The following is a 22,923-nucleotide window of genomic DNA, read 5'->3' on the forward strand; positions in this document are numbered from 1 at the left end:
GGGCTCTTAACGAATAGGTGGGCCGAGGAAGCGGCTTCGGGTCTCGACCTGCGTATCGCTGTCGATGTCCTTGAGGGTAAAGGTTACCTCGTTGCTGTGCGACGGCAGTTTTTCCGGCGCACTGGACAGCTCCACCGGCAGGCTGACGATTTCGCCCGCCGGAACGCTGATTTCACGACGGCCCTGCAGTTTCAGGTCGGGAAGGCCGCTGGCCTGCAGCACATAGGTGTGGTCCACCTGATCCTTGTTCATCACTTTCAGGCTGTAGACGTTTTCGATCCGGCCTTCGGCGTTTTCCCGGAACAGCATGCGGTCCTTGCTGACCTCCAGGCCCACCAGCGTGCGCATCCAGAACGCAGCCGTCAGCAGCGCAATCATCATCAGCAGGACCAGCGCATAACCGATCAGGCGCGGGCGCAGGGTGCGGGTGCGTTGCCCGGACAGGTTGTGCTCGGTGGTGTAGCGAATCAGGCCGCGAGGGTAATCCATCTTGTCCATGACTGTATCGCAGGCATCGACGCACGCCGCACAGCTGATGCACTCCACCTGCAGGCCGTCACGAATATCGATGCCGGTCGGGCAGACCTGCACGCACATCGTGCAGTCGATGCAGTCACCCAGCCCCAGTGCCTGAGGGTCGGCTTCCTTCCTGCGCGGGCCTCGGGCTTCGCCACGATTCTGGTCGTAGGAGATGATCAGCGTGTCCTTGTCGAACATCACGCTCTGGAACCGCGCATAGGGACACATGTAAATGCATACCTGCTCGCGCAGCCAGCCGGCATTAAGGTAAGTGGCCAGGGTAAAGAAACCGACCCAGAAACAGGCCCAGCCATCCGCCTGGCCCGTGAACAGATCCACGCACAGCGCGCGGATGGGCGAGAAATAGCCCACGAAGGTCATGCCGGTGGCAAACCCGATCAGCAGCCACAGGCTGTGTTTGGCGAACTTGCGCAGCAGTTTGCCGGCACTCATCGAGGCGTGGTCGAGCCTGATGCGCTGGTTGCGGTCGCCTTCAGTCACTTTCTCGCACCACATGAAGATCCAGGTCCAGACACTCTGCGGGCAGGTATAGCCACACCAGACCCGCCCGGCATAGACGGTGATGAAGAACAGCCCGAACGCTGCAACGATCAGAATGCCGGACAAGAGGATGAAATCCTGCGGCCAGAACGTTGCGCCGAAGATGTAGAACTTGCGTTCCGGCAGGTTCCACCAGACCGCCTGATGCCCGCTGCGATTCAGCCAGACCGTGCCGAAAAAGATCAGCAGCAACAGGGCGCCGCCGAGCATCCGCACATTTCGAAACAGGCCTTTGAACGCGCGGGTCTGGATCTTCTCGCGCGAAGCATAGAGGTCGGTGAATTCGCCGCCTGTTTCGGATGCCGTGGTGATGTCGTGTACTGGAATCTGCTTGGTCATCGATGAGTCCAGCGGCCTGGCTCCGGCCGACACAGGTCAGGCAGGTTCATATCCGCGTTCAACGTGATGCACGTGAATAAACGGCCGCTTCTTCATTCAACTGGCTGACCCAGGGATTGAGCAACGCGACCCCGCACGACTGAAAGTCCATTGTGTTGCGTGTGACCACGGTCATGCCATGCACCAGCGCAGTGGCGGCGATCAATGCATCGCATTCGCTGCGCGGGTCGGGAACGTGCAGTTGAGCGCAGCGTCTTGCGACCTGGGTGTCGACTGTCAGGATACGCCCGGCGAACGCCTTCAATACATGCTGGTCGAGCCACAGTCGCAATACTGCGCCTTGTGTCGGGTCGCGGCGTTCGATGCGCAGGATACCGGTTTCGAGTTCAAGAATCGTGATGGTCGAGATGAACAGGCTGGAGGCCATTTGTGTTCGCGACCAGCGCAGCACGTTGGCGTCTGCAGTGCGCTTTCTGAGCTCTGAAACCACGTTGGTGTCGAGCAGGAACATCAGGACAGATCAACCTGTCGGGGCGTGATCACGGCGCGCTGAGGCTCGAACTCGATATCGATGTCAGTGGGCATTATCAGCATGTCGGCGATGCTTGCCGCGCTGCCGGTCAGCTTCAGGTAATCCTCGATGCAAAGCAGCACATGGGCCGGGCGGCCGCGGTCGGTAATGAACACCGGGCCTTCATTAGCCGCTTTCTTGGCCCCGCTGGTGTCCTGATTGAATTCACGGCTGGAGAGGGTAGTGGTCATGTGTGCGACTTCCAGAATGAGTAGACAGGGTGTCGTGGTCATCAACCAGTCTAGTCATGTAGAGATGTAACTACAAAGAATTTGTTCTTTCAGAATGCTACAACCCCGGGCTGACCGGCGCCCTGTCATTTGGATTCAGCTGGCTGCTCCTGGCGGGACAGGCTGTAAACATAGGCAGCCAGAATGTGAACCCGGTCATTGCCTTGCAATGCTTGCTGAGCAGGCATCTGGCCCTGGCGGCCATCACGAATGGTCTGCTGCAACTGAGCGAAGCTGGAGCCGTAGATAAACGCGTTGGGGTGGGTCAGGTCCGGCGCGCCGAGAATCGGCATTCCCTTGCCCTCTGGCCCATGACAGGCAACGCACAGGCTGGCGAAGGTCTTTTGTCCGGCCACCGGGTCAGCCTTGGCATCCTGCGGTAGCGGGCGCGCGTCCAGTTGCGTCAGCACGTAGGCCGCCACATCGCGCACCCCTTGTTCGCCAAGCACGCCGCCCAGGGCCGGCATCACACCCATGCGCCCGGCGAGGATAGAGGTCTTGATCGCCTGGGCATCGCCGCCCCAGCGCCAGTCGGCGTCGGTCAGATTGGGAAAGCCATAGGCGCCTTTCGCGTCAGAGCCGTGGCAGACCGAGCAGTTGGACGCGAACAGACGTGCGCCGATTTTCAGCGCCTGCGGGTCTTTGGCCACTTCCTCGACGGGCATGGCGGCGTACCTGGCAAACAGCGGCCCGTAACGGGCCTCGGCGTTTGCGACTTCCCGCTCCCATTCGTGGACACTGGTCCAGCCTTGCTGGCCGTCGGAGAATTGCGTCTGGCTGTCCTGGTCCCGGTATTCATAGCCGGGCAGCAAGCCCTGCCAGTTGCCCAGGCCCGGGTACAGGAGCAGATAGCCCAACGCAAAGACGATGGTCGCTATGAATAGGTAGAACCACCATCTGGGTAGCGGGTTGTCGTACTCCTCGATACCGTCGAATGTATGGCCGACGGTTTCATCCGTGGGTTCGTCGGGCTGACCTTTGCGCGTGGACAGAAGCAGCCACAGCATGGCGATGAGGGTGCCCAGGGTCAGGACCGCGACGTACAGGCTCCAGAACGTACTCATGACCGGCCGTCCCGTTCAGCCCTGGCAGTTTCGACCTTGCCGATGGCCTCGGGGTCATCCGCGAAAGGCAGCAGGGTCGCGTCGTCGAAGTCTGCCTTGCGGGCAGGGCTGAACACCCACAGCATCAGGCCGATGAACGCCACCATCACGACCAGTGTGCCAAGGCCTCGAATCATTCCGATGTCCATCATGATCACCGTTTGCTCTTGATGAGCGTGCCAAGGCCTTGCAGATAGGCCACCAGCGCGTCCATTTCGGTCTTACCCTGCACTGCAGCCGCTGCACCGGCGATATCCGCGTCGGTGTAAGGGGTGCCGAGGGTACGCAGCACCTGCAGCTTTTTTGCAGTCTGCGTGCTGTCGAGTGTCTTCTCGGCCAGAAACGGATAAGCCGGCATGATCGAGGTCGGAACAAGGTCGCGAGGGTTGTTCAGGTGTACCCGGTGCCACTCGTCCGAGTAGCGACCGCCGATCCTTGCCAGGTCCGGCCCGGTGCGTTTGGAGCCCCACAGGAAAGGATGATCCCAGACACTTTCGCCTGCCACCGAGTAATGCCCGTAGCGCTCGGTTTCGGCGCGCAACGGGCGGATCATCTGCGAGTGGCAACCGACGCAGCCGTTGGCGATGAACACATCACGGCCTTCCACCTCAAGCGCGCTGCGTGGCTTCATGCCCTCGATAGGCTGGTTGGTCACGTCCTGAAAGAATAGCGGGACGATCTGCGTCAGCCCACCGATGCTCACGGCAATCACCATGAAGAAGGCCAGCAGGCCGATGTTTTTTTCCAGCGCATCGTGCTTCATCAATGCGCTCCTGCGACTGCAATGCGGGTGGCCGCTGCGGCCGCCTGCGGGTCAGAGGCACGTATCGTACGCACGACGTTGTAGGCCATCAGCAACATGCCGCTGGTGAAAATCGCGCCGCCGATGGCCCGCACGATATAGCCCAGGTGGCTGGCCTGCATGGTTTCGATGAAGGAGTAGGTCAGCGTGCCGTCGTCGTTCACCGCGCGCCACATCAGGCCCTGGGTGATGCCATTGACCCACATCGAGGTGATGTACAGCACGGTGCCGACGGTCGCGAGCCAGAAGTGCGTGTTGATCAGGCTGACGCTGTACATGTGCGGGCGGGCGTAGAGTTTCGGAATCATGTGATAGACCGACCCGATGGTAATCATCGCGACCCAGCCCAGGGCTCCGGCGTGGACATGGCCGATGGTCCAGTCCGTGTAGTGCGAAAGCGAGTTGACGGTCTTGATTGCCATCATCGGACCTTCGAAGGTCGACATGCCATAGAACGCCAGCGAGACCACCAGAAAGCGCAGTATCGAATCGGTCCGCAATTTATGCCACGCGCCCGACAGCGTCATCATGCCGTTGATCATCCCGCCCCAACTGGGGACCAGCAGAATGATCGACATCACCATGCCCAGTGACTGCGCCCAGTCCGGCAGGGCGGTGTAGTGCAGATGGTGAGGACCGGCCCAGATATACAGGGTGATCAATGCCCAGAAATGCACGATGGACAAACGATAGGAGTAGACCGGACGCTCGGCCTGTTTCGGCACGAAGTAATACATCATGCCGAGAAAACCGGTGGTCAGGAAAAAACCGACGGCATTGTGTCCGTACCACCACTGGATCATGGCATCGGTCGCACCGGCATACGCCGAATAGGATTTGAACAGGCTGACCGGCAACGAGATATGGTTGACGATGTGCAGCATGCCGGTCACGACGATGAACGCGCCGTAGAACCAGTTGGCGACGTAGATATGCCGGGTGCGGCGTTTGACGATGGTGCCGAAAAACACCGCCGCGTAGGCGGCCCAGACGATGGCCAGCAGAATCGCCACCGGCCATTCGAGCTCGGCATATTCCTTGGTAGTGGTGTAGCCCATCGGCAGGGTCACGATGGCGCCGACAATCACGGCCTGCCAGCCCCAGAAGGTGAAGGCCGCCAGACCATCGGAAATCAGCCGAGTCTGGCAAGTGCGTTGCACCACGTAATAGGAGGTGGCGAACAGCGCGCAGCCGCCGAAGGCGAAGATCACCAGATTGGTGTGCAGAGGGCGCAGGCGTCCGAAGGTGGTCCATTCGAGCTCCAGGTTCAGCCCAGGCCAGACCAGCTGCGAAGCAATGAACACGCCCAGGCTCATGCCGACCACACCCCAGACCACGGTCATGATGGCAAACTGGCGCACCACGGTGTAGTTGTAGGTTGTCGGACTGATTGTTGTGCTCATTGCAGACTTCCACGATTCAGAGGGTTACCGCAGACGTAATCGGGCCAGCGCGATGCAGTGCTGGAAATGGCATCGAAGCACACCGAAAAGGCAGGGGCAGGAACAGACAGGCACATCAACGAGCGTCAAAGGCTTGCGGCAGACGCGTGTTGGCGAGTTTAGCTTTGAAACAGGGGTGTGGGAAGTCGCAGGCTCTGTACGAAAAGTGGCTGTGTTTGGTGATGCTGCGTTGAGAGCAGGCTCAGAAGGTATTCCGCACCCCGTTGCAGGGTGCGGAGTTCACGCATCGCCGCTGGACTGGAATACAGCGGTGGCGATCTTCGCGTACAGACGAGTTGATCAGGACTCGCGCAAAGACTGTCACGTCTATTCAGTCGGCAGTAACACCTGTCATTGCCCAGCAAGTTGGCCTGAGCAGGCATATGACTCTGGTGACCGACTCAACGGTGTTGTTGCAAGTGCGCGCGGCCAGTGCCGTCAATGAAACCGCCCGGCGGTGTCAGGTTTGGGGCGCTCATCGCCTCGGTACTTTACCTTGTGCACCTTGACAGAGTACCCAGGCAGACCTGAATGGTGGCTGTCCGACCTGGCGGGGCATGTCGATGCGCCGTGCGCTCGCGATTCGTGCAGGATTCGCCACCCGATTCGCCGTTATAGTGACGGGCTACTTTGCGACCCACCTGAATGAGGCAACCATGAGCAACGGCTTGAAGCCCGATATCGGTCAGGATCAATGGCTGCAGCTGGTCAATGAAAGAGGCTGGCTGTGGACGCCCGCGCAACCTGCGGATGCGCTGGACACACCGACCCTGCTGCTGGCGCATGGTGCCGGCGCACCCATGGACAGCGACTTCATGAACCGCATGGCGGCTGATCTGGCGGCGCAAGGTATCAGCACCCTGCGCTTCGAGTTCCCCTACATGGCGCAGCGGCGTCAGGGCGGCAGCAAGCGTCCACCCAATCCACAAGCACAACTGTTGGAATGCTGGAGAGAGGTGTTCACCTGCGCGCGTACGCACATCAACGGGCGTCTGGCGGTCGGCGGCAAATCAATGGGTGGGCGGATGGCCAGCCTGATCGCCGACGAGCTTGAGGTCGATGCGCTGGTGTGCCTGGGGTATCCGTTCTACGCCGTGGGCAAGCCTGAAAAACCACGCGTGGCGCATCTGGCCGAGCTGAAGACACCCACGCTGATCGTTCAGGGCGAACGCGACGCGCTGGGCAATCGCGAAGCCGTAGAGGGTTATGCATTGTCCAGTGCCATCCGGTTGCACTGGTTGCCGACAGCCAATCACGACCTCAAACCCCTGAAGGTCGCGGGTATCAGCCACGAGCAATGCCTGGCTGAATCCGCGAGAGAGATTGCCGGGTTCCTGCGCGGCTGAGTCAGCGGCAATACAGGTCGAAGGCGCCGTCGGTCACATCAAGGTTGATGGATGACATATTGAAACTGAACACGCCCCTTATCTGCAGTGTGCAGGGGTTGGCTTCAAGCAGCACCAGCCGGCCGCCCTGGAAATGCGCCGAGTGGTAGACGATGTTCTTCCGGTGCAGCGTTTCGGTGTAGATCACCTTGATCTGCTCATGATCGATAAGGTCGTGATCGCCGGGCTCCAGATCGCGATCCAGAAACAGGCCGATGGTGGTTCGCCGGTTGCCCACCTTGCCATCGGCGATGACTTGCCATATCCACTGAGCGGGGGCCTGTTCCAGCTCCGATCTCAGCGTCAGTCGACCGGTCAGTGAGGACGTCCTGAAAGGCTGTGTGTTGATGCTCGCGGCAAAGCGGCCTCCATGGACAGCAGGTTGGACGCAGCGTTTGGGTGAGGGAGTCGGTCGGTGCATGGGCTGGCCCTGAGAAGCTCCTGAAAACGGCGACAGGGCGTTACGCCTTTAGCGCAACGCCCTGTCGGATTAACAATGGGTTTCAGCAATCGATCATCTGATGCCTACGCCAAGACTGGAATTGTGACTCTTCAGCTTGAAGTTGCCGCCAGTGACCATGTTTTTCACGTAATACCAGTTCCATCCGCCGATGCCGGGGCTTGAAACAGTCGACGACCAAAAGTTGCCTTTACCCATCGGCCAGCGATTGCCATACAAGGCGTAGATATCCACCAGCTCGTGAATGGTTGGAATCCTCGCGCTGTTGTTGCCCGCGTTTTTGCTGATCTGAGAAAAGCTGCCGCTGCCCAGGCCGATGCAATGGATGACGCCGGTGACGGTCACCGTGTACTGCTTGCTCGCGCCCAGCGCATCGGTCGCAGTAATGATGGCCATGCCTTTGCCTCGAACCGAGGTCAGGCCATTGCTGTCCACTTTCGCGACCAGCGGGTCGCTCGAAGCGTACTGATAGGGTGCCTGTCCGCCACTGGCTTGACGCAGAAGGGTGGTGTCGGCCGGGAAGTTCGGCAACAGGTCCGGCGAGCCCGGAAGCAGATACACCTTGCCAGCCAGCGTGACCGGCGAAGTGTCTAGCTCAAGCTCGGGCTGCGCCGCCAGAATCTGCAAGGCCAGCGTGCCGGATACCTGCACCAGACCGTTGACGCGATTGACGACATAAGAAATCGCCACCGTCTGCCCGGCGTTTGCCGTCACCAGCGCCGCAGCAAACACTACCTCCAGCGTCTTGCCCGCGTCTGCGCCAGTCAGGGTTTTTTCCCGGGTGTCGTTGCCGTTGGGCCCTTGCCACTGTGTGATGACCTGGTCGCCCGCTTGCAGATTGGCGACGGCGTCGATCACCACGGTTGCACCGGATGAAGCGTTGGCCGGGTCGAGCGTGGTACCGATGGCTTCTTTCAGGGTGGGGGTGGGGAGGGGCAGTGCCACCATCTCACGGATAGTAATTGCTAATTTCTCCGACTCAGCAATTCTGTCTCCGTGTTGTACCGTATACCAGACCTGGACCAGCCTGTTTAAATTGGCATCTACGTACCGTTTAGGAATGCGGAATACGGTCTCCCTGTTGACGGTTCCGGAATTAATAACGGTGTAGGTGCCATAGGTACCCTCTGCGTCAACGCCTTCCCAGTGAATGGTGACTTTGTCTCCCTCAGCCATTGCGCGATAAGGCGACACGCGAACAATGGCTTCGAGTGGTACATCGGCCGGGTCGAGAATGCCGTCCGCACTCAGCTTATCTACGACAGGAGCTTCCAGCGGAGTGCTGTTATCCACGTCCACGAGCAACCGTAGTGTGGGCGATTTGAAGAACGCTTTCGCGTAGGTGGTTACGGTGTAGTAAACCTCAAGTGAGCCGCCTGCCAATGCACCAACCTTTTCATCCGGAATCAAATACTCGATGCTCTTGCCGATATCATCGGCATTCAGGTTTTTAACCTCCTGATGCATGACCGTCTCACCGTTAGCAGTTTTGCCAATCCATACCAGGTTGATGTCGTGGCCGTCTGCCATAAAGTAGTAAGGCGGCACCTGAGTGATCACATTGTGACTATCAGGGTTCAGAATTCCATTGGTGACGCCTTGGACTTGTGGCAATGACAGCTGCTGCGGTTGGCCGAGTACTGCGAGTGTCAGACTTTTTGAGCGCAACGCCTCGCCAGTGTCTTTGATCACTGTGTATTTCAGGCGTGCCCGACCCTGTGCGATGGGGTGGAACTGTTCATTGGGGATAAGAAACTCTACGAAGCTGCCAGGTATCTGAACCACTTTTGATGCGGTGAAGGACTCCAGTTGAATGCCTTCTGCAGTATTTCGCTCCATCACAAAGTTTATGATGTCACCGGTGGCGATACTGGCATGTGACAGCACAAGCGCTTGAACATCTGCGCCCGCCAGTTTATCGAGGTCAAGCTCCATGTTGGGCGCCTGCGGGGCGATGGGGGCCTGCAGGCTGGAGTTGCCAGCTTCGACTGTGACATAGGCTGGGAAAGAGAAGCGGGACCAGTTATTGACGACATCCCTGACATCGTAACGGACAACAATATTTTCCGAGTCCCCTGCTTCGATAATGATCTGCTTGTCGATACTCACAGTGACCGGTTTACCAAGCTGGTCTGCTGTCAGAGGAGGATGTTCGACTCTGATGCCGTGCCAATAGATAAAAATCGAATCACCTGTAGCCATATTTTCGTAAGCGTCGAGGGTAACGCTTACCCCCTCAGGTGAGGTGATCACACCAGACGGGTTGACGGTCGGGATGTCGAGCTTTTCATTTTCGTAGGGTGTGGCTGGGTCGGGATCCCGACCACCGGGGATTTCCAGTTTGACGACTATTTTGTTAACAGGCGAATGTTCCTGGATATTGGAGGGGAACGGTGTATAGAGATAGTTGACATCAGTAAGGCCTGACTGGACCCAGCGGGTATCCACATACAATGAAAAAAAGCCATTGGTGTTCGGTGAGTCTGAAGAATGTGTGTAGGTATCAATAACCTCATTGTGTGTGCCCCAGAACAGGTCGATCCGGTCTTTTGGCTTGAGGTTGATAGGGCCGATCAGTATTTCTATCGGCTTGGCCGGATCTGCTACGTCAACATCGCCAATGCCTTGAGGGTTATAGCTCAAGGGCAGTGGGACAGGCAGTGCAGGTAAGGTCTGTAGTGTATTCATGGATGTTCTCTTTTTCGTGTTTAAAGATAAATGGCGACGTTCAGGCGAGGTCAAATTCTGCAGAGTCCACCGACACGCATATCGACGTAGGCGCTGGCGCGTTTCGAATTACCTTGGCCCATACTGCTTCTTACCTGGAAGCTGATCTCGGCATGCCCGTAACAGTGCTGGTTCAATACAGTGCGGGGCACCAGAATATTAACGCCGTTTTGGACCTCTTCCTGAGTGAGGGCCGGTGACGTGACTGACCATTCGAATTTTTTATCATCGCCCACCAGCTCGTTGTAGGCTTCATAGGTGAAGACAATGACTTGTCCTGGGGCCATATTTAAATAGGGTTGGATAAAAATGGGGGCGCCTTGCGCACTGTTTTCAAAGGTGAGCGTGCCGTTGGCAGACAGCGACATAAATTGCGGCGCTTCTGGTCCGTCCGGGCCACCCGGTAATTCATTTTTTGAACGCACGATCAAGCCCTGCTCTGATGACGTGGAGAGATTGGGGTTACCCTCGGTTTTGACGGTGTAATAAACTCTGATGTCGTTTCCTGTGCCCACGGCGGTGAACTTACTGTTCAGCGCAGTGAGCAACAGCGTACGGCCTGCGACGACGTCGCTGTTGGTGAGCGTGTAGGGTTGTTCCAATACCTCTTGGCCACCCCAAAAGACTGTCAAGATCTGATTGGCCTTAAAGAGGGGGTTCCAGTTAATCAATACGGTGGCGTCAAGTTCAAAGTCGTTCTCATCAATAAAGTTGTCTTCATTGCTGGGCGTGCTGCTGCTACCTTTGATCGTCGGTTTGTCGAGAATGCCGGGTACGGGCAGCTCGATGTTGACAAGCACCTCAAGCGGGTCTGAAGTACCGGTAACCTGTCCGTTTCTAATGACGTCATACTTGATATCGCGCAGACCATTCTGAGCCTGTTCAATGATCAGATACGGGACATCAAAAAACAGAATGAAAGGCTCGCCCAAGTCCTCCACGGCAATAGCGGCAGGCCCTAACTCTTCAGAACCCCAGTGCAGGAGAATCTGATCGCCTTCCATCAAAAAGGACGAGAAAGGAATTTTTACCTCGACGCTGGCCATGGCCTCTGCGTAATCAATCACGCCGTCGTTATTATCAATAACCGGAGCAGGCAGGCCGGGCGTCACTTCGGTCAGAAACAGAGGGATGGTAATCTTCTGAGACTCGGCAGACGTGTTGCCGGCTCGGTCTGTCACCGTGTAATAGGTTGCACCTGCAGGGCTGCCGAGAGCAGTAAGAAACTCTTGGGTAAACAGGATTTCGATCGCTTGACTTTCATCTTCCAGACCGTTCAGTTCAAGCTCTGGACCGGGCACGTTTCCCCAATAGGTTTTGATAACGTCGCCGCGATTCAGTCCCGAATATCCGAAAATGCTACCGGTCAATACACCGCCCATGGACTGAAGCTCTTCAAGTGTCAGGCCATCTTTGGCCTCAGCCGGAAAATCCATGTAACCCAGTTGATGGGCGCCCGGAGCGGTGCGGTCGACAACAAGCGTTTTGATTTGGGACGATTGCTTCACACCACTGGGATAACCGATCGTCATGTAGTCAAGTTCGTACGCGCCATCGTCTTTCAGTTCGGTGTCGACGGGGATGGTCAAGCGTAATAGCGTTCCGACCGGTGGAAGAGGTATCAGTTGGCCTGCTAAACCAACTTCATCGCCATTCAATCGCAACTGGTAAGAGTCTTGAAGCCTGGCACCTTCCCAGACTGGAAATTCGACGATGATGTCATTGGCAAGGTCGGCTGTTTTTATAAGTCCGTCCACTTCGTCTGCGACAGGAACAAACGGTGGTATGAGCGTCGGTTCTTGATTGGGGCCGCGTGTGTAAAAAGTATTTTTTTGACGCATGTCGAAACTCCTCTATTTAATTTTTTATTGACGAGCAGGAGTGTCCTGATGTCGTCAGTCGATAACGATAATTCCAGGGGCGCTTGGCCGTCAGAGAGAAGCTCTTGGCTTCATCTGGATTTTTAAGTAATAGACTTTTTGAACGGCTGTCAATGCTCTTTGGATAAATATTTTTATTAATGTAGGCTGGCTGTCCAATCGGATTAGCCTAGTGTTTTGTGGGAAAGGTACTACTAAAGTTTCGGAATTGGACTACTTGTTTGTTAGTGGAAATTAATTGTATCTGCTAGCGGTGCAGCCACAATAAAACTCCTATGAATGTTGAGAGTTTCTTATTGTGGCTGAGTGTTTTATTGGGAAGTGTGGGCTTTACAGGGCAGGGCTGGGCGCTATTGCGTACCTCGCGTCGACTCACGTGATGGCCGACTCTCCGCTTAGGGAGATTGTCAGAGACCGGACAGAGTATGTGGATGCGGCCAGCGCATTTGGTAATTACCTTGTATACGGTACTGGATACCTTCATTCCGATGGGGCTACGATCAAACGTATGTCTTCTTATGGCGGAAGGGTCGAATTAACGGGCAATACCCTGGTCAAGGATGGAATGTTGTCTGACGGTGACGCTCGGGTTTTAGTTAAAGACTCCACCATCCTCAGCGATAGCTCGGTAGCGCTCATCGTGCAGGGCAACTCGAACGTGACACTTGAACACAGTGTCGTTGAGGGAAAAGGGGGCGGCATTACCGTTGTCGAGGACGCCTCGGCCCTGATCAGCAATACACAGGTCAGCTCGCTGCAGGATGAAGTGGGTAGACACACTGGCTGGGGCGTTGGCATTTTTGGCGCTCGCGCTGATATCACTTCCCGGAGCTACATAAAAGGCTTGTCTCACGGGGTATGGTTCACTCATCCAGGCCTCACAGTGGGTGATGGAACGCAGTTCAATCACGGTCAACTGAGCATCGACAACTCTACCGTCGAAGGGCTGACTGGAGCTGCCATAAGGGTGGAAGGGCGTGAGGGTATAAGCCACCTTGCGGATATTGAGATCAAGAACAACACCCTCCTGCTGTCCGGCAATGGCATGCTTCTTGAGGTTCTGAACCAGAGCACCGCCAACTTCAACGTCGACAACAGCACCCTCAATGGCAACCTTGTCGCCGATGACACCAGCACCCTGAACATCACGCTGCAAAACGGCGCGCAATTGAACGGCGACATCGTCAATGGCAACCGTCTGGCGATTACCTCGGGCAGTCACTGGCAGATGCAGGGCGACAATGCCGTCACGTCGCTTTCCCTGCAGGGTGGCAGGGTTTCGTTTGCTGGCGAAGGGTTTCATACCCTTTCGCTGAATGAGTTGTCAGGGGCTGGCACGTTCGGCTTGCGCGTGGATCTGGACAACGGCGTCGGAGACCTCATTGACGTCAACGGCCAGGCCAGTGGGCAGTTCGGCTTGCGGGTGCGCAACACGGGGGAGGAGATTGTGTCTGCCGACATGGCACCGCTCAAGGTGGTGCATACCGAAGGTGGCGACGCGCAATTCAGCCTGCTGGGCGGACGGGTCGACCTGGGCGCCTATTCGTATTTGCTGGAGCAGCAAGGCAATGACTGGTTCATCGTCGGTAAAGACAAGGTCATAAGCCCTTCGACCCAGAGCGCGCTTGCCCTTTACAGCGCGGCACCTGCCATCTGGATGAGTGAGCTCTCTACCTTGCGTTCGCGCATGGGTGAGGTTCGTGCAAGCGGCAGGGCGGGCGGCTGGATGCGTGCCTATGGCAACAGGCTGAATGCCACGACCAGTGACGGTGTTGACTACCGGCAGAAACAAAGTGGCCTGTCGCTGGGTGTCGATGCGCCCGTCGAGGTCAGCAACGGCCAACTGGTAGTGGGTGTGCTGGGAGGGTACAGCACGTCCGGTATCGATTTGAGCCGTGGCACTACGGGTAAAGTCGACAGCTACTATGCAGGCGCCTATGCCACCTGGCTGTTGGACGAAGGCTACTACGTTGACGGCGTGCTCAAACTCAACCGCTTTCGCAACAAGGCAGATGTTGCCATGAGCGATGCAAGCAAGGCCAAGGGTGACTACACCAACAACGGGATAGGGGGCTGGGTAGAGTTCGGCCGCCACATCAAACTGGCGGACGATTACTTTCTCGAACCGTTCGCTCAGTTGTCCAGTGTCGTCGTTCAGGGACAGGAACTGCGCCTGGACAACGGCATGAAAGCGAAGAACGACCAGACCCAATCGGTAGTGGGCAAGGTGGGCACCTCGCTGGGCCGCAGTGTCGCGCTCAAGGATGGCGGGGTATTGCAGCCTTATGTGCGCGTCGCCGTTGCACAGGAGTTTTCGCGCCGCAACGAGGTGAAAGCCAACGATGTGAAATTCGATAACAGCCTGTTCGGTTCGCGCGGCGAACTGGGAGCCGGGGTATCGGTGTCGCTGTCCGAGCGTCTGAAACTGCACGCAGACTTCGATTACATGAAAGGTCGGCATATCGAGCAACCCTGGGGAGCGAATGTAGGGCTACGCCTGGCATTCTGATTCTTAAGGCCAGTGCCTGAGCAACACCAGAGCCCCCGGTGAATGATCACCGGGGGCTTTTCAGTTAATGATCGGTGAACCTGCGTTTGCGTTGTCTCTGTCGGGAGGTGACAGGCACTGCGTAGTTGACGTTCACCCGTAGCACTGGCGATGTGCCGATCAGTCGATGATCACGATAAAGCTCGTAATACAGATCAACCAGACCGTACTGAATATAGGGCGTAAAAGTGTAGGAAATGCACAGCACACGTATCACGCTGTTTTCGCCTACCCGATGAAAAAGCGTTGTCGATGACAGGTTTTTCCCCCAATAAAAACGGATTTCGTCACCCCAGCACATTTTGACTGACCCCGGGATATGAATGGTAATGCCCGCATGTGCCTGTTCGTGACTGATGGAATCAGGATCGATGTCAGGCAGCACAGGTGCTTTCAGCGTATCGGAAATATCGGATGGAAGATGGAGGGGGCTCGCGTGTCGGTAGAGGCTCTTGTGGGGCGGGGCTTCTTGAACAGTGCTCGCGCTGTCGGGATTGTTTTGTTTTTTTTGGGTGCGCGCCGCTACATCCGTGGATTGTTCTTTATCCATCGTAAACTCTTTTATTGACATTAAGTTGAGTTGTTATGTGCGTGCCGGCAGTTGTCGGCAACGGAAATATTACAAGGCACATAAGTGTTCAGGTCAAGTGTCTGCCGATATCAAAGGTAAGCCAAGGTTGTGCGAGGTTATGCAGTTACATTTGGTATCATGTGCATAGTGAGTTATCGCTCGTTAGTGTCGGAGATGCTGTAAATAAAGGGTGTGGCTTGATGTGGGTGTTCTTTCATGGCTTTTTGTGTGTGAAATACCTGTAGGACGTTAACTACAGATAAGTCTTACAAAAGGTAAAAAAGTAAGTTTTGGCTGAATTCCCACTCCTGCGTAGGAATATTCACTCAACTTTATCATTAGGGTCTCGCACGCGTTAGCGTGCGAGGCCGTCAAGGTTATGGGCAGAAATGTAGGCTGCTGTGCTTAAAACTGCATTGAAAGTGCCGGGGTGTCCAGACCGGGCAGGAATGCTTTGTTGAAAACGATCTGTATGTCGACGTAAGGGGTAATAGATAACTACCGCACCACCTGAGTTTCAACTAATCGGAGTATGCGTTCACTGTCAATGGTCAAAAGTACTGCATTGCTGTCGTTAAAGATGTTAAAGAAATATCCTACACGCTCTTCAGATGGCTTCTCAAGTTCTGTCAGATTTGAATAGGGTGCTAACAGTGCACACTATTAATACTCCTAAAAAGCCCCGACCAACCGAAGTTTGTCGAGGCTTGGCAAACAGTATCAGGCTTTAGCGATTAAACCGCTCTACCAGCGAATACTGTGAGTTGGCCGTGTCGGTCAGTTCGCCACTTAATACCGCAGAGCGACGCGCTTCGTCAGAGGTCTGGTCTGCCAGGCCGGCGATGGTGGCGATGTTGCGATTGATTTCCTCGGCCACGGCGCTTTGCTCTTCCGTGGCGGTGGCGATTTGCGTGGTCATGTCGGTGATATTGGCGACAGCCTCGCTGATGCCCACCAGCGCCTGATCTGCCTCCAGCACCCGGGCAACGCCTTCTTCGGCCTGACGGCGACCGGTGTCCATGGTGTGTACCGCGTCGGTTGCGGTCTGCTGCAGTTTGGCGATCAGGCCATGAATCTGCCCGGTGGACTCGGCGGTGCGTTGCGCCAGCTGGCGCACTTCATCTGCCACGACGGCAAAACCGCGACCCATCTCACCGGCGCGCGCCGCTTCGATCGCGGCGTTGAGCGCCAGCAGGTTGGTCTGGTCGGCGATGCCTTTGATCACATCGACCACGCCGCCGATTTCATCGCTGTCCTTGGCCAGGCGGGTCACGGTCAGGCCGGTTTCGCCCACCGAGGTTGACAGACGCTGAATGGCTTCGCGGGTTTCACCGGCGATATCGCGCCCGCGACGCGTCAGTTCGTTGGCCTGCTGGGTGGCGTCAGCGGCACGGTTTACGTGGCTGGCGACTTCCTGGGTGGTGGCGGCCATCTGGTTGATGGCGGCGGCAACCTGCTCGGTTTCCACACGCTGACGCTCCAGCCCGATCGAACTGGCATTGGCCAGCGAGTTGGACTGGCGGGCCTGACTGTTCAGGTGTTCGGCGGTGTCCTGCAAACGCGTCAGGCAGGTTTTCATGCGCGCTTCCTGGCTGAGGATCGACATTTCCAGGCGCGCTTGCGGGCCGCGGCTGTCGGTGTACATCTGCGCGATCAACGGGTCGGAAGTGGTCTGTTCGGCCAGGCGCAACAAGCGTTTGGTGCCACGCTGCTGCCAGGAAAGCCCGAGCAGGCCCAGTGGTACCGACAGTGCCGCAGCCAGGGCAAACCCCCAGTGTGAATTGAGCCACACGCCGATCAGGAAGCTCAGTTGGCTGACCAGAATGAACGGCAGCCAGTCCTGAAGTACCGGCAGCCACTTGTCGCGGCTTGGGACGGCGCTCTTGCCCTTGTTGAGCCGGGTGTAAAGCGCCTCGGCACGGCGGATCTGTTCGGCGGTCGGCTTGATACGTACCGACTCGAAACCCACCACCTGGCGGTTTTCCAGCACCGGCGTCACGTAGGCATTGACCCAATAATGATCGCCGTTCTTGCAGCGGTTCTTGACGATACCCATCCACGGCTGCCCGGACTTGAGCGTGGTCCACATGTGCTCGAATACCGCCGGCGGTACGTCCGGATGACGTACGGTGTTGTGCGCCGCACCCACCAACTCAGCCTCGCTGTAGCCACTGATATCGACGAAGGCATCGTTGCAATAGGTGATGGTGCCGCGGGTGTCGGTGGTGGAAATCAGTCGTTGTTCGGCAGGAAATGTCCGCTCATGTTGAGTGACGGGCTGGTTGTTGCGCATGGGATTTCGATCCTTCGATCCGGAAGACTATGGCGTGGTTATCGGCGGGCACGTCGATAAATTGAGCGGCGTGCGACAAGTGACCGTAGAGTCAGCCCTGGCGGGCCAGCATGGGGTAGGTGAACAGCCCGAAATGCACGAGGTTCAGGCCCAGATGGCTGATGACGGCGGCCTGCAGCCCGCCGAAACGAAATGCGATGCCGTACCCCACGCCAGCCATGCCTGCCAATGCCACCCACTGCGGGCCGGCACCTGCGTGCGCAAGCCCGAACAGGCCGGCAGCGAGGGTGATCGATAATGCCGTCGCATACCTTGAGCTCTTGAACAGGCGCATCAGGCTGCCCTGCAGATAAGCGCGGAAAAACAGCTCTTCGGTCAGGGTCACCAGCAACAGGTTGTTGAGCAGCCATATCAGGCCCTGGGCAGGCCATTTCGGTGTCCAGCCGACGACGTTCAACATGACCGCAGCGGTCATGCAGAACGCCGACGTCACAATCAGCGCCAGAAGCCCGGTTTGCAGTGAATGGGCGACGTCAACCTTGGGCAGAATCCAGGGGCAGGCCAGTATCAGCCAGAAGCCGATCAGCGGCTTGTCCAGATTCAGGTCCATGGAGAACAGCGCGGCATCGGCACTGAATCGCGTTGCTTCGATGACGTTGGCGTTATTGAAGCCGGGCGCCAGGTGAAAGGCCAGCGCCAGACCGGTCACGATGAACAATCCGTGGCCACACAGGCGAATGGAGGAATAAGAGGATCGCGCCACGCAGAACCAGGCAATGAACAATGCGCCAAAGCTCAGCGCTGCCGAAGGGTCAAGGCTGCCGTGAAACAACGCCAGCGCGTAGCCGCTGCTCAGGAGGCAGAAAGTCAGCCAGTGCCTTGTGGTCATGAGTAAGTCCTGCCTTGAGAGCGGGGAATTCTATCCGGCGTTCAGCAGGGCAGGGGCGAGATTATAGAAATTTTCATGCTGGGGCCTGACCCTTAAACAGGGTGCAGGCCCCATTCAGGGGTATCAGGACGCGATCAGCTGGCGCAGTACGTAATGCAGAATGCCGCCTGACTTGAAGTATTCCACTTCGTTAAGCGTATCGATGCGGCACAGCACGTCGACGGTTTCCTTGCTGCCGTCTTCGCGTTCGATATGCAGGGTCAGGCTCATGCCCGGCTGCACGTCTGCGTTGGTCAGCCCGGTGATCTTCAACGTCTCCTTGCCGGTCAGGCCAAGGGTCTTGCGCGTCTGGCCGTTTTTGAACTGCAATGGCAGCACGCCCATGCCCACCAGGTTCGAGCGGTGAATCCGTTCGAAGCTTTCGGCGATGACCGCCTTGACGCCCAGCAGGTTGGTACCCTTGGCAGCCCAGTCACGGCTAGAGCCCGTGCCGTATTCCAGACCGGCAATGATCACCAGCGGCGTGCCTTCTGTCTGATAACGCATGGCCGCGTCGTAGATCGCCAGCTTCTCGCCGGAGGGCACATGCACCGTGTTGCCACCTTCTTCGCCGCCGAGCATTTCGTTGCGGATACGGATATTGGCAAAGGTCCCGCGCATCATCACTTCATGGTTGCCACGGCGCGAGCCGTAAGAGTTGAAGTCCTGATACTTGACGCCTTTCTCCTGAAGGTAGCGCCCGGCTGGGCTGTCGGCCTTGATATTACCGGCAGGGGAGATGTGGTCGGTGGTCACCGAGTCGCCCAGCAGCGCCAGGATGCGTGCGTTTTCCACGTCTTCGATAACCGGCAGCGGACCGTCGATGCCGTCGAAGAACGGCGGGTGCTGAATGTAGGTGGAATCGTCCTGCCAGACGTAGGTGGCAGCCTGCGGCACCTCGATGGCTTGCCATTGTTCGTCGCCGGCAAAGACTTCGGCGTATTCCTTGTGGAACATGCCGGTGTTGACGCTGGCCACAGCGTCGGCGATTTCCTGCTGACTCGGCCAGATATCACGCAGGTAAACCGGCTTGCCGTCTGCACCTTCGCCCAGCGGTTCGCTGCTGATGTCGATGCGCACCGAGCCTGCCAGTGCATAGGCAACTACCAGGGGTGGCGATGCCAGCCAGTTGGTCTTGACCAGCGGATGGACGCGGCCCTCGAAGTTTCGGTTGCCCGACAGCACCGACGCAACGGTCAGGTCGGACTGCTGAATGGCTTTCTCGATAGGCTCCAGCAGCGGACCGGAGTTGCCGATGCAGGTGGTGCAGCCGTAGCCGACCAGATCGAAGCCCAAGGCGTCGAGGTATTGGGTCAGACCCGCTGCGTTGTAATAATCGGTCACCACTTTGGAACCGGGTGCCAGCGAGCTTTTCACCCACGGCTTGCGTTTCAGGCCTTTCTCGACGGCTTTTTTCGCGACCAGCCCGGCTGCCATCATGACGCTGGGGTTGGAAGTGTTGGTGCAGGACGTGATCGCCGCGATCACCACGGCGCCGTCTTTCAGGTGATAAGTCTGGCCGTCGTATTCATATTGGGTTTCGCCACTGACCTGGGCCTCGTTGCCAACCGCGACACCGCCGCCGCCTTCGCTCTCCAGCCGACCTTCATCGACCTTGGCAGGCTTGACCTGCAGACCGAGGAAATCGCTGAACGCCTTGGACACATTCGGCAGTGCTACACGATCCTGAGGGCGCTTGGGGCCGGCAAGGCTGGCTTCGACCGTGCTCATGTCCAGTTCCAGGCTGTCGGTGAACACCGGTTCCTGGCCCGCCAGACGCCATAGACCCTGAGCCTTGCAATACGCTTCGACCAGCTTGACGGTTTCGTCGGGGCGACCTGACAGACGCAGGTAGTCCAGTGTCACGTCATCGACCGGGAAGAAACCGCAGGTCGCGCCATATTCAGGCGCCATGTTGGCAATGGTCGCGCGGTCGGCCAGCGGCAGATCGGCCAGGCCGTCGCCGAAGAACTCGACAAACTTGCCGACCACACCTTTCTTGCGCAGCATCTGGGTGACGGTGAGCACCAGGTCGGTAGCTGTAATACCTTCCTTCAGTTTGCCGGTCAGCCGGAAACCGATCACTTCGGGAATCAGCATCGACACCGGCTGGCCGAGCATCGCCGCTTCGGCTTCGATACCGCCCACGCCCCAGCCCAGCACGCCCAGGCCGTTGATCATCGTGGTGTGCGAGTCGGTACCGACCAGGGTGTCGGGGAACGCGTAAGTGCGGCCGTCCTCTTCCTTGGTCCATACCGTGCGGCCCAGGTATTCGAGGTTCACCTGATGGCAAATGCCGGTGCCGGGCGGCACCACGCTGAAATTATCGAAAGCGCTCTGGCCCCAGCGCAGGAACGCGTAGCGCTCGCCGTTGCGCTGCATCTCGATATCGACGTTCTCGCCGAAGGCTTCGGCGTTGCCAAACTTGTCGACCATCACCGAGTGGTCGATCACCAGGTCCACCGGGGAAAGGGGGTTGATTCGCTGCGGATCGCCGCCGGCCTTGGCCACGGCCGCGCGCATGGCGGCCAGATCGACCACCGCCGGTACGCCGGTGAAGTCCTGCATCAGGACGCGGGCAGGGCGGTATTGAATTTCCCGGTCCGAACGACGCTCGGTCAACCAGTCGGCGAGGGCCTTGAGGTCGTTGCCGGTTACCGTCTTGTTGTCTTCCCAGCGCAGCAGGTTTTCCAGCAGCACCTTGAGTGACATGGGCAGCTTGTCCAGATCGCCCAGCGATCGGGCGGCTTCCGGCAGGCTGAAGTAGTGGTAGGTCTTGTTATCGATTTCGAGGGTTTTAAGGCTCTTCAGGCTATCGAGGGAGGGCATGAATGTCTCCTTTGAGGAATGTTCTCCGAACATCGGTTCACGGGCTCCATGTGCATCAGGTCGGGAGCGCCGCATCAGGCTTCAAGTTGTGTGGACTGTTCGGCCGCACCAGTGGTTCCTGGATTGGGCTATCATGCGCGGCTTTCAAGTCTGCGGGGTTACGCCCGAGTGCCCACTGCCCAGGAGTAACCCATGAATACACTGTTTATGCACTGCCGACCCGGTTTTGAGGGCGAAGTCTGCTCGGAAATAGCCGATCACGCCGCGCGCCTGGACGTGGCCGGGTATGCCAAGGCCCGTCCCGACACGGCCTGCGCCGAATTCATCTGCACCGAGGCGGATGGCGCCGAACGGTTGATGAACGGTCAGCGCTTCGACAAGCTGATCTTTCCCCGGCAGTGGGCGCGGGGGCTGTTTCTCGAGTTGCCGGAAACCGATCGCATCAGTGTGATTCTCGCGCAGCTGGCGGCGTTCCCTACCTGCGGCAGTCTGTGGCTGGAGGTCGTGGATACCAACGACGGCAAGGAACTGTCGAATTTCTGCAAGAAGTTCGAAGCGCCGCTGCGCAAGGCCCTGACTCAGGCAGGCAAACTGGTGGATGACCCGCGCAAGCCGCGTCTGCTGCTGACCTTCAAGAGTGGTCGCGAGGTGTTTCTCGGTCTGGCCGATGCGGACAACTCCGCCATGTGGCCCATGGGTATCCCGCGCCTCAAGTTTCCCCGCGAGGCGCCAAGCCGTTCGACCTTGAAGCTTGAAGAGGCTTGGCACCATTTCATTCCCAGAGACCAGTGGGACGAGCGCCTTTCCGGCGACATGACCGGCGTGGACCTGGGTGCCGCGCCGGGCGGCTGGACGTATCAACTGGTGCGCCGCGGCATGCTGGTGACCGCCATCGATAACGGGCCGATGGCGGAAAGCCTGATGGACACCGGGCTGGTGCAGCATCTGATGGCGGACGGTTTTACCTACAAGCCTCGGCACCCCGTGGACTGGATGGTCTGCGACATCGTCGAAAAGCCTGCGCGCAATGCAGCCCTGCTGGAAACCTGGCTGGGTGAAGGCCTGTGCCGCGAAGCGGTGGTCAACCTCAAGTTGCCGATGAAACAGCGCTACGCTGAAGTACGCCGACTGCTCGACCGCATCGAAGAAGGCTTTCAGACGCGAGGGGTACGCGTGTCCATCGGCTGCAAACAGCTCTACCACGACCGCGAAGAAGTCACCTGCCACCTGCGCAGGCTGGACGTGGCCAAAGCCGTGAGAAAGTGATTTCTCACTCTCGTTTCGCACGCTCCAGTGATTATCGTGCCAATGCTCCGTGCAGGCATGGAGTTCTTGGTGCTCCGCGTCACAAATCGTCGATGCGAAACAATGTTATGCCTTAAACGCAGTCGCTGCCACCGCAGTGCTTTTCAACCGCGATGGCACTGACGACGCAGAGTGCGACGTTAGTGACGGCTGAGTCCTGGCGCTGATCCGGCGACCCCCGGATCAGTGACAGGGCGAAGGAACCCGACGAAGTCGGGCCGGAAACAGGAGCGAAGGACTTTGCTCACTTTGGTCCCTCAAAGTGAGTCGCCGAGGGGCGAAAAGGTGACCTGAGTTGAACCTCAATCCACCTGATATCGCAGAACCGCTGTGTGACGCGGAGCGTCACGAACTGCATTCCCACGCGGAGTGGGGTGACCCCCGAAGGTTGGATGCAACCTTTGGAGGCGTCATGGGTAAATATACAGAG

Annotated in this window: 17 protein-coding genes; 3 read left to right on the plus strand and 14 right to left on the minus strand. The window is 57.9% G+C overall.

Annotated elements, in window-relative coordinates; genetic code table 11:
* Nucleotides 1–6: 6 nt before the first annotated feature.
* From ccoG to ccoN, 7 genes are all read right to left on the minus strand, one after another.
* Entirely contained in the window at nt 7–1,419 is a 1,413-nt protein-coding gene (gene ccoG / locus LIX91_RS21260; protein WP_226489086.1) for a cytochrome c oxidase accessory protein CcoG, read from the minus strand.
* A 58-nt stretch (nt 1,420–1,477) separates the two neighbouring features.
* Complete coding sequence (locus LIX91_RS21265; RefSeq protein WP_003417810.1) at nt 1,478–1,930, minus strand: type II toxin-antitoxin system VapC family toxin; 453 nt, start codon at nt 1,928–1,930, stop codon at nt 1,478–1,480.
* On the minus strand, nt 1,930–2,181 hold the full coding sequence (locus LIX91_RS21270; protein WP_002554250.1) for a type II toxin-antitoxin system prevent-host-death family antitoxin: 252 nt from the start codon (nt 2,179–2,181) through the stop codon (nt 1,930–1,932). The genes LIX91_RS21265 and LIX91_RS21270 overlap by 1 nt, the downstream gene beginning before the upstream one ends.
* Nucleotides 2,182–2,306: 125 nt before the next feature.
* Complete coding sequence (ccoP, locus tag LIX91_RS21275; RefSeq protein ID WP_003417809.1) at nt 2,307–3,284, minus strand: cytochrome-c oxidase, cbb3-type subunit III; 978 nt, start codon at nt 3,282–3,284, stop codon at nt 2,307–2,309.
* On the minus strand, nt 3,281–3,472 hold the full coding sequence (locus tag LIX91_RS21280; RefSeq protein WP_032699162.1) for a CcoQ/FixQ family Cbb3-type cytochrome c oxidase assembly chaperone: 192 nt from the start codon (nt 3,470–3,472) through the stop codon (nt 3,281–3,283). The genes ccoP and LIX91_RS21280 overlap by 4 nt, the downstream gene beginning before the upstream one ends.
* Before the next feature lie 5 nt (nt 3,473–3,477).
* Entirely contained in the window at nt 3,478–4,086 is a 609-nt protein-coding gene (gene ccoO / locus LIX91_RS21285; RefSeq protein WP_003412346.1) for a cytochrome-c oxidase, cbb3-type subunit II, read from the minus strand.
* Nucleotides 4,086–5,528, minus strand: a complete 1,443-nt coding sequence (gene ccoN / locus LIX91_RS21290; protein WP_003417808.1) for a cytochrome-c oxidase, cbb3-type subunit I — start codon at nt 5,526–5,528, stop codon at nt 4,086–4,088. The genes ccoO and ccoN overlap by 1 nt, the downstream gene beginning before the upstream one ends.
* A 695-nt stretch (nt 5,529–6,223) precedes the next feature.
* On the opposite strand from ccoN, the gene LIX91_RS21300 reads away from it, so the two are divergent.
* The gene (locus LIX91_RS21300) at nt 6,224–6,913 is read left to right on the plus strand and encodes an alpha/beta family hydrolase (protein ID WP_226489087.1); all 690 of its coding nucleotides are present in this window, start codon (nt 6,224–6,226) and stop codon (nt 6,911–6,913) included.
* 1 nt (nt 6,914) lies between these two features.
* Here the strand turns inward: LIX91_RS21300 and LIX91_RS21305 are convergent, their stop codons facing one another.
* The 3 genes from LIX91_RS21305 to LIX91_RS21315 all read right to left on the minus strand — a co-directional run bounded on the left by LIX91_RS21305 (nt 6,915) and on the right by LIX91_RS21315 (nt 11,980).
* Nucleotides 6,915–7,373, minus strand: a complete 459-nt coding sequence (locus LIX91_RS21305) for a hypothetical protein (protein WP_103695685.1) — start codon at nt 7,371–7,373, stop codon at nt 6,915–6,917.
* Nucleotides 7,374–7,466: 93 nt separating this feature from the next.
* Entirely contained in the window at nt 7,467–10,100 is a 2,634-nt protein-coding gene (locus LIX91_RS21310) for a hypothetical protein (RefSeq protein WP_226489088.1), read from the minus strand.
* Nucleotides 10,101–10,150: 50 nt separating this feature from the next.
* Nucleotides 10,151–11,980, minus strand: coding sequence for a hypothetical protein (locus LIX91_RS21315; protein ID WP_226489089.1), 1,830 nt, complete (start codon nt 11,978–11,980; stop codon nt 10,151–10,153).
* Between the two features lie 604 nt (nt 11,981–12,584).
* Between LIX91_RS21315 and LIX91_RS21320 the strand changes: the two genes are divergently transcribed.
* Nucleotides 12,585–14,528, plus strand: a complete 1,944-nt coding sequence (locus tag LIX91_RS21320) for an autotransporter outer membrane beta-barrel domain-containing protein (protein ID WP_226489090.1) — start codon at nt 12,585–12,587, stop codon at nt 14,526–14,528.
* A gap of 64 nt (nt 14,529–14,592) precedes the next feature.
* On the opposite strand, the gene LIX91_RS21325 is transcribed toward LIX91_RS21320, so the two are convergent.
* The 4 genes from LIX91_RS21325 to acnA form a co-directional block, all read right to left on the minus strand.
* Entirely contained in the window at nt 14,593–15,117 is a 525-nt protein-coding gene (locus LIX91_RS21325; RefSeq protein WP_044313291.1) for a hypothetical protein, read from the minus strand.
* A 748-nt stretch (nt 15,118–15,865) separates the two neighbouring features.
* The gene (locus LIX91_RS21330; RefSeq protein ID WP_226489091.1) at nt 15,866–17,431 is read right to left on the minus strand and encodes a methyl-accepting chemotaxis protein; all 1,566 of its coding nucleotides are present in this window, start codon (nt 17,429–17,431) and stop codon (nt 15,866–15,868) included.
* A gap of 91 nt (nt 17,432–17,522) precedes the next feature.
* Nucleotides 17,523–18,320, minus strand: a complete 798-nt coding sequence (locus LIX91_RS21335) for a CPBP family intramembrane glutamic endopeptidase (RefSeq protein ID WP_003412328.1) — start codon at nt 18,318–18,320, stop codon at nt 17,523–17,525.
* 123 nt (nt 18,321–18,443) lie between these two features.
* Nucleotides 18,444–21,188: an aconitate hydratase AcnA gene (acnA, locus tag LIX91_RS21340; RefSeq protein ID WP_103695690.1), complete on the minus strand. Its 2,745-nt coding sequence runs from the start codon at nt 21,186–21,188 to the stop codon at nt 18,444–18,446.
* Between the two features lie 192 nt (nt 21,189–21,380).
* Between acnA and rlmM the strand changes: the two genes are divergently transcribed.
* Nucleotides 21,381–22,454, plus strand: coding sequence for a 23S rRNA (cytidine(2498)-2'-O)-methyltransferase RlmM (rlmM, locus tag LIX91_RS21345; protein ID WP_003417794.1), 1,074 nt, complete (start codon nt 21,381–21,383; stop codon nt 22,452–22,454).
* Nucleotides 22,455–22,923 lie beyond the last annotated feature (469 nt).

The sequence above is a fragment of the Pseudomonas sp. B20 genome, assembly GCF_020515755.1.
GTDB classification, from domain to species: domain Bacteria; phylum Pseudomonadota; class Gammaproteobacteria; order Pseudomonadales; family Pseudomonadaceae; genus Aquipseudomonas; species Aquipseudomonas syringae.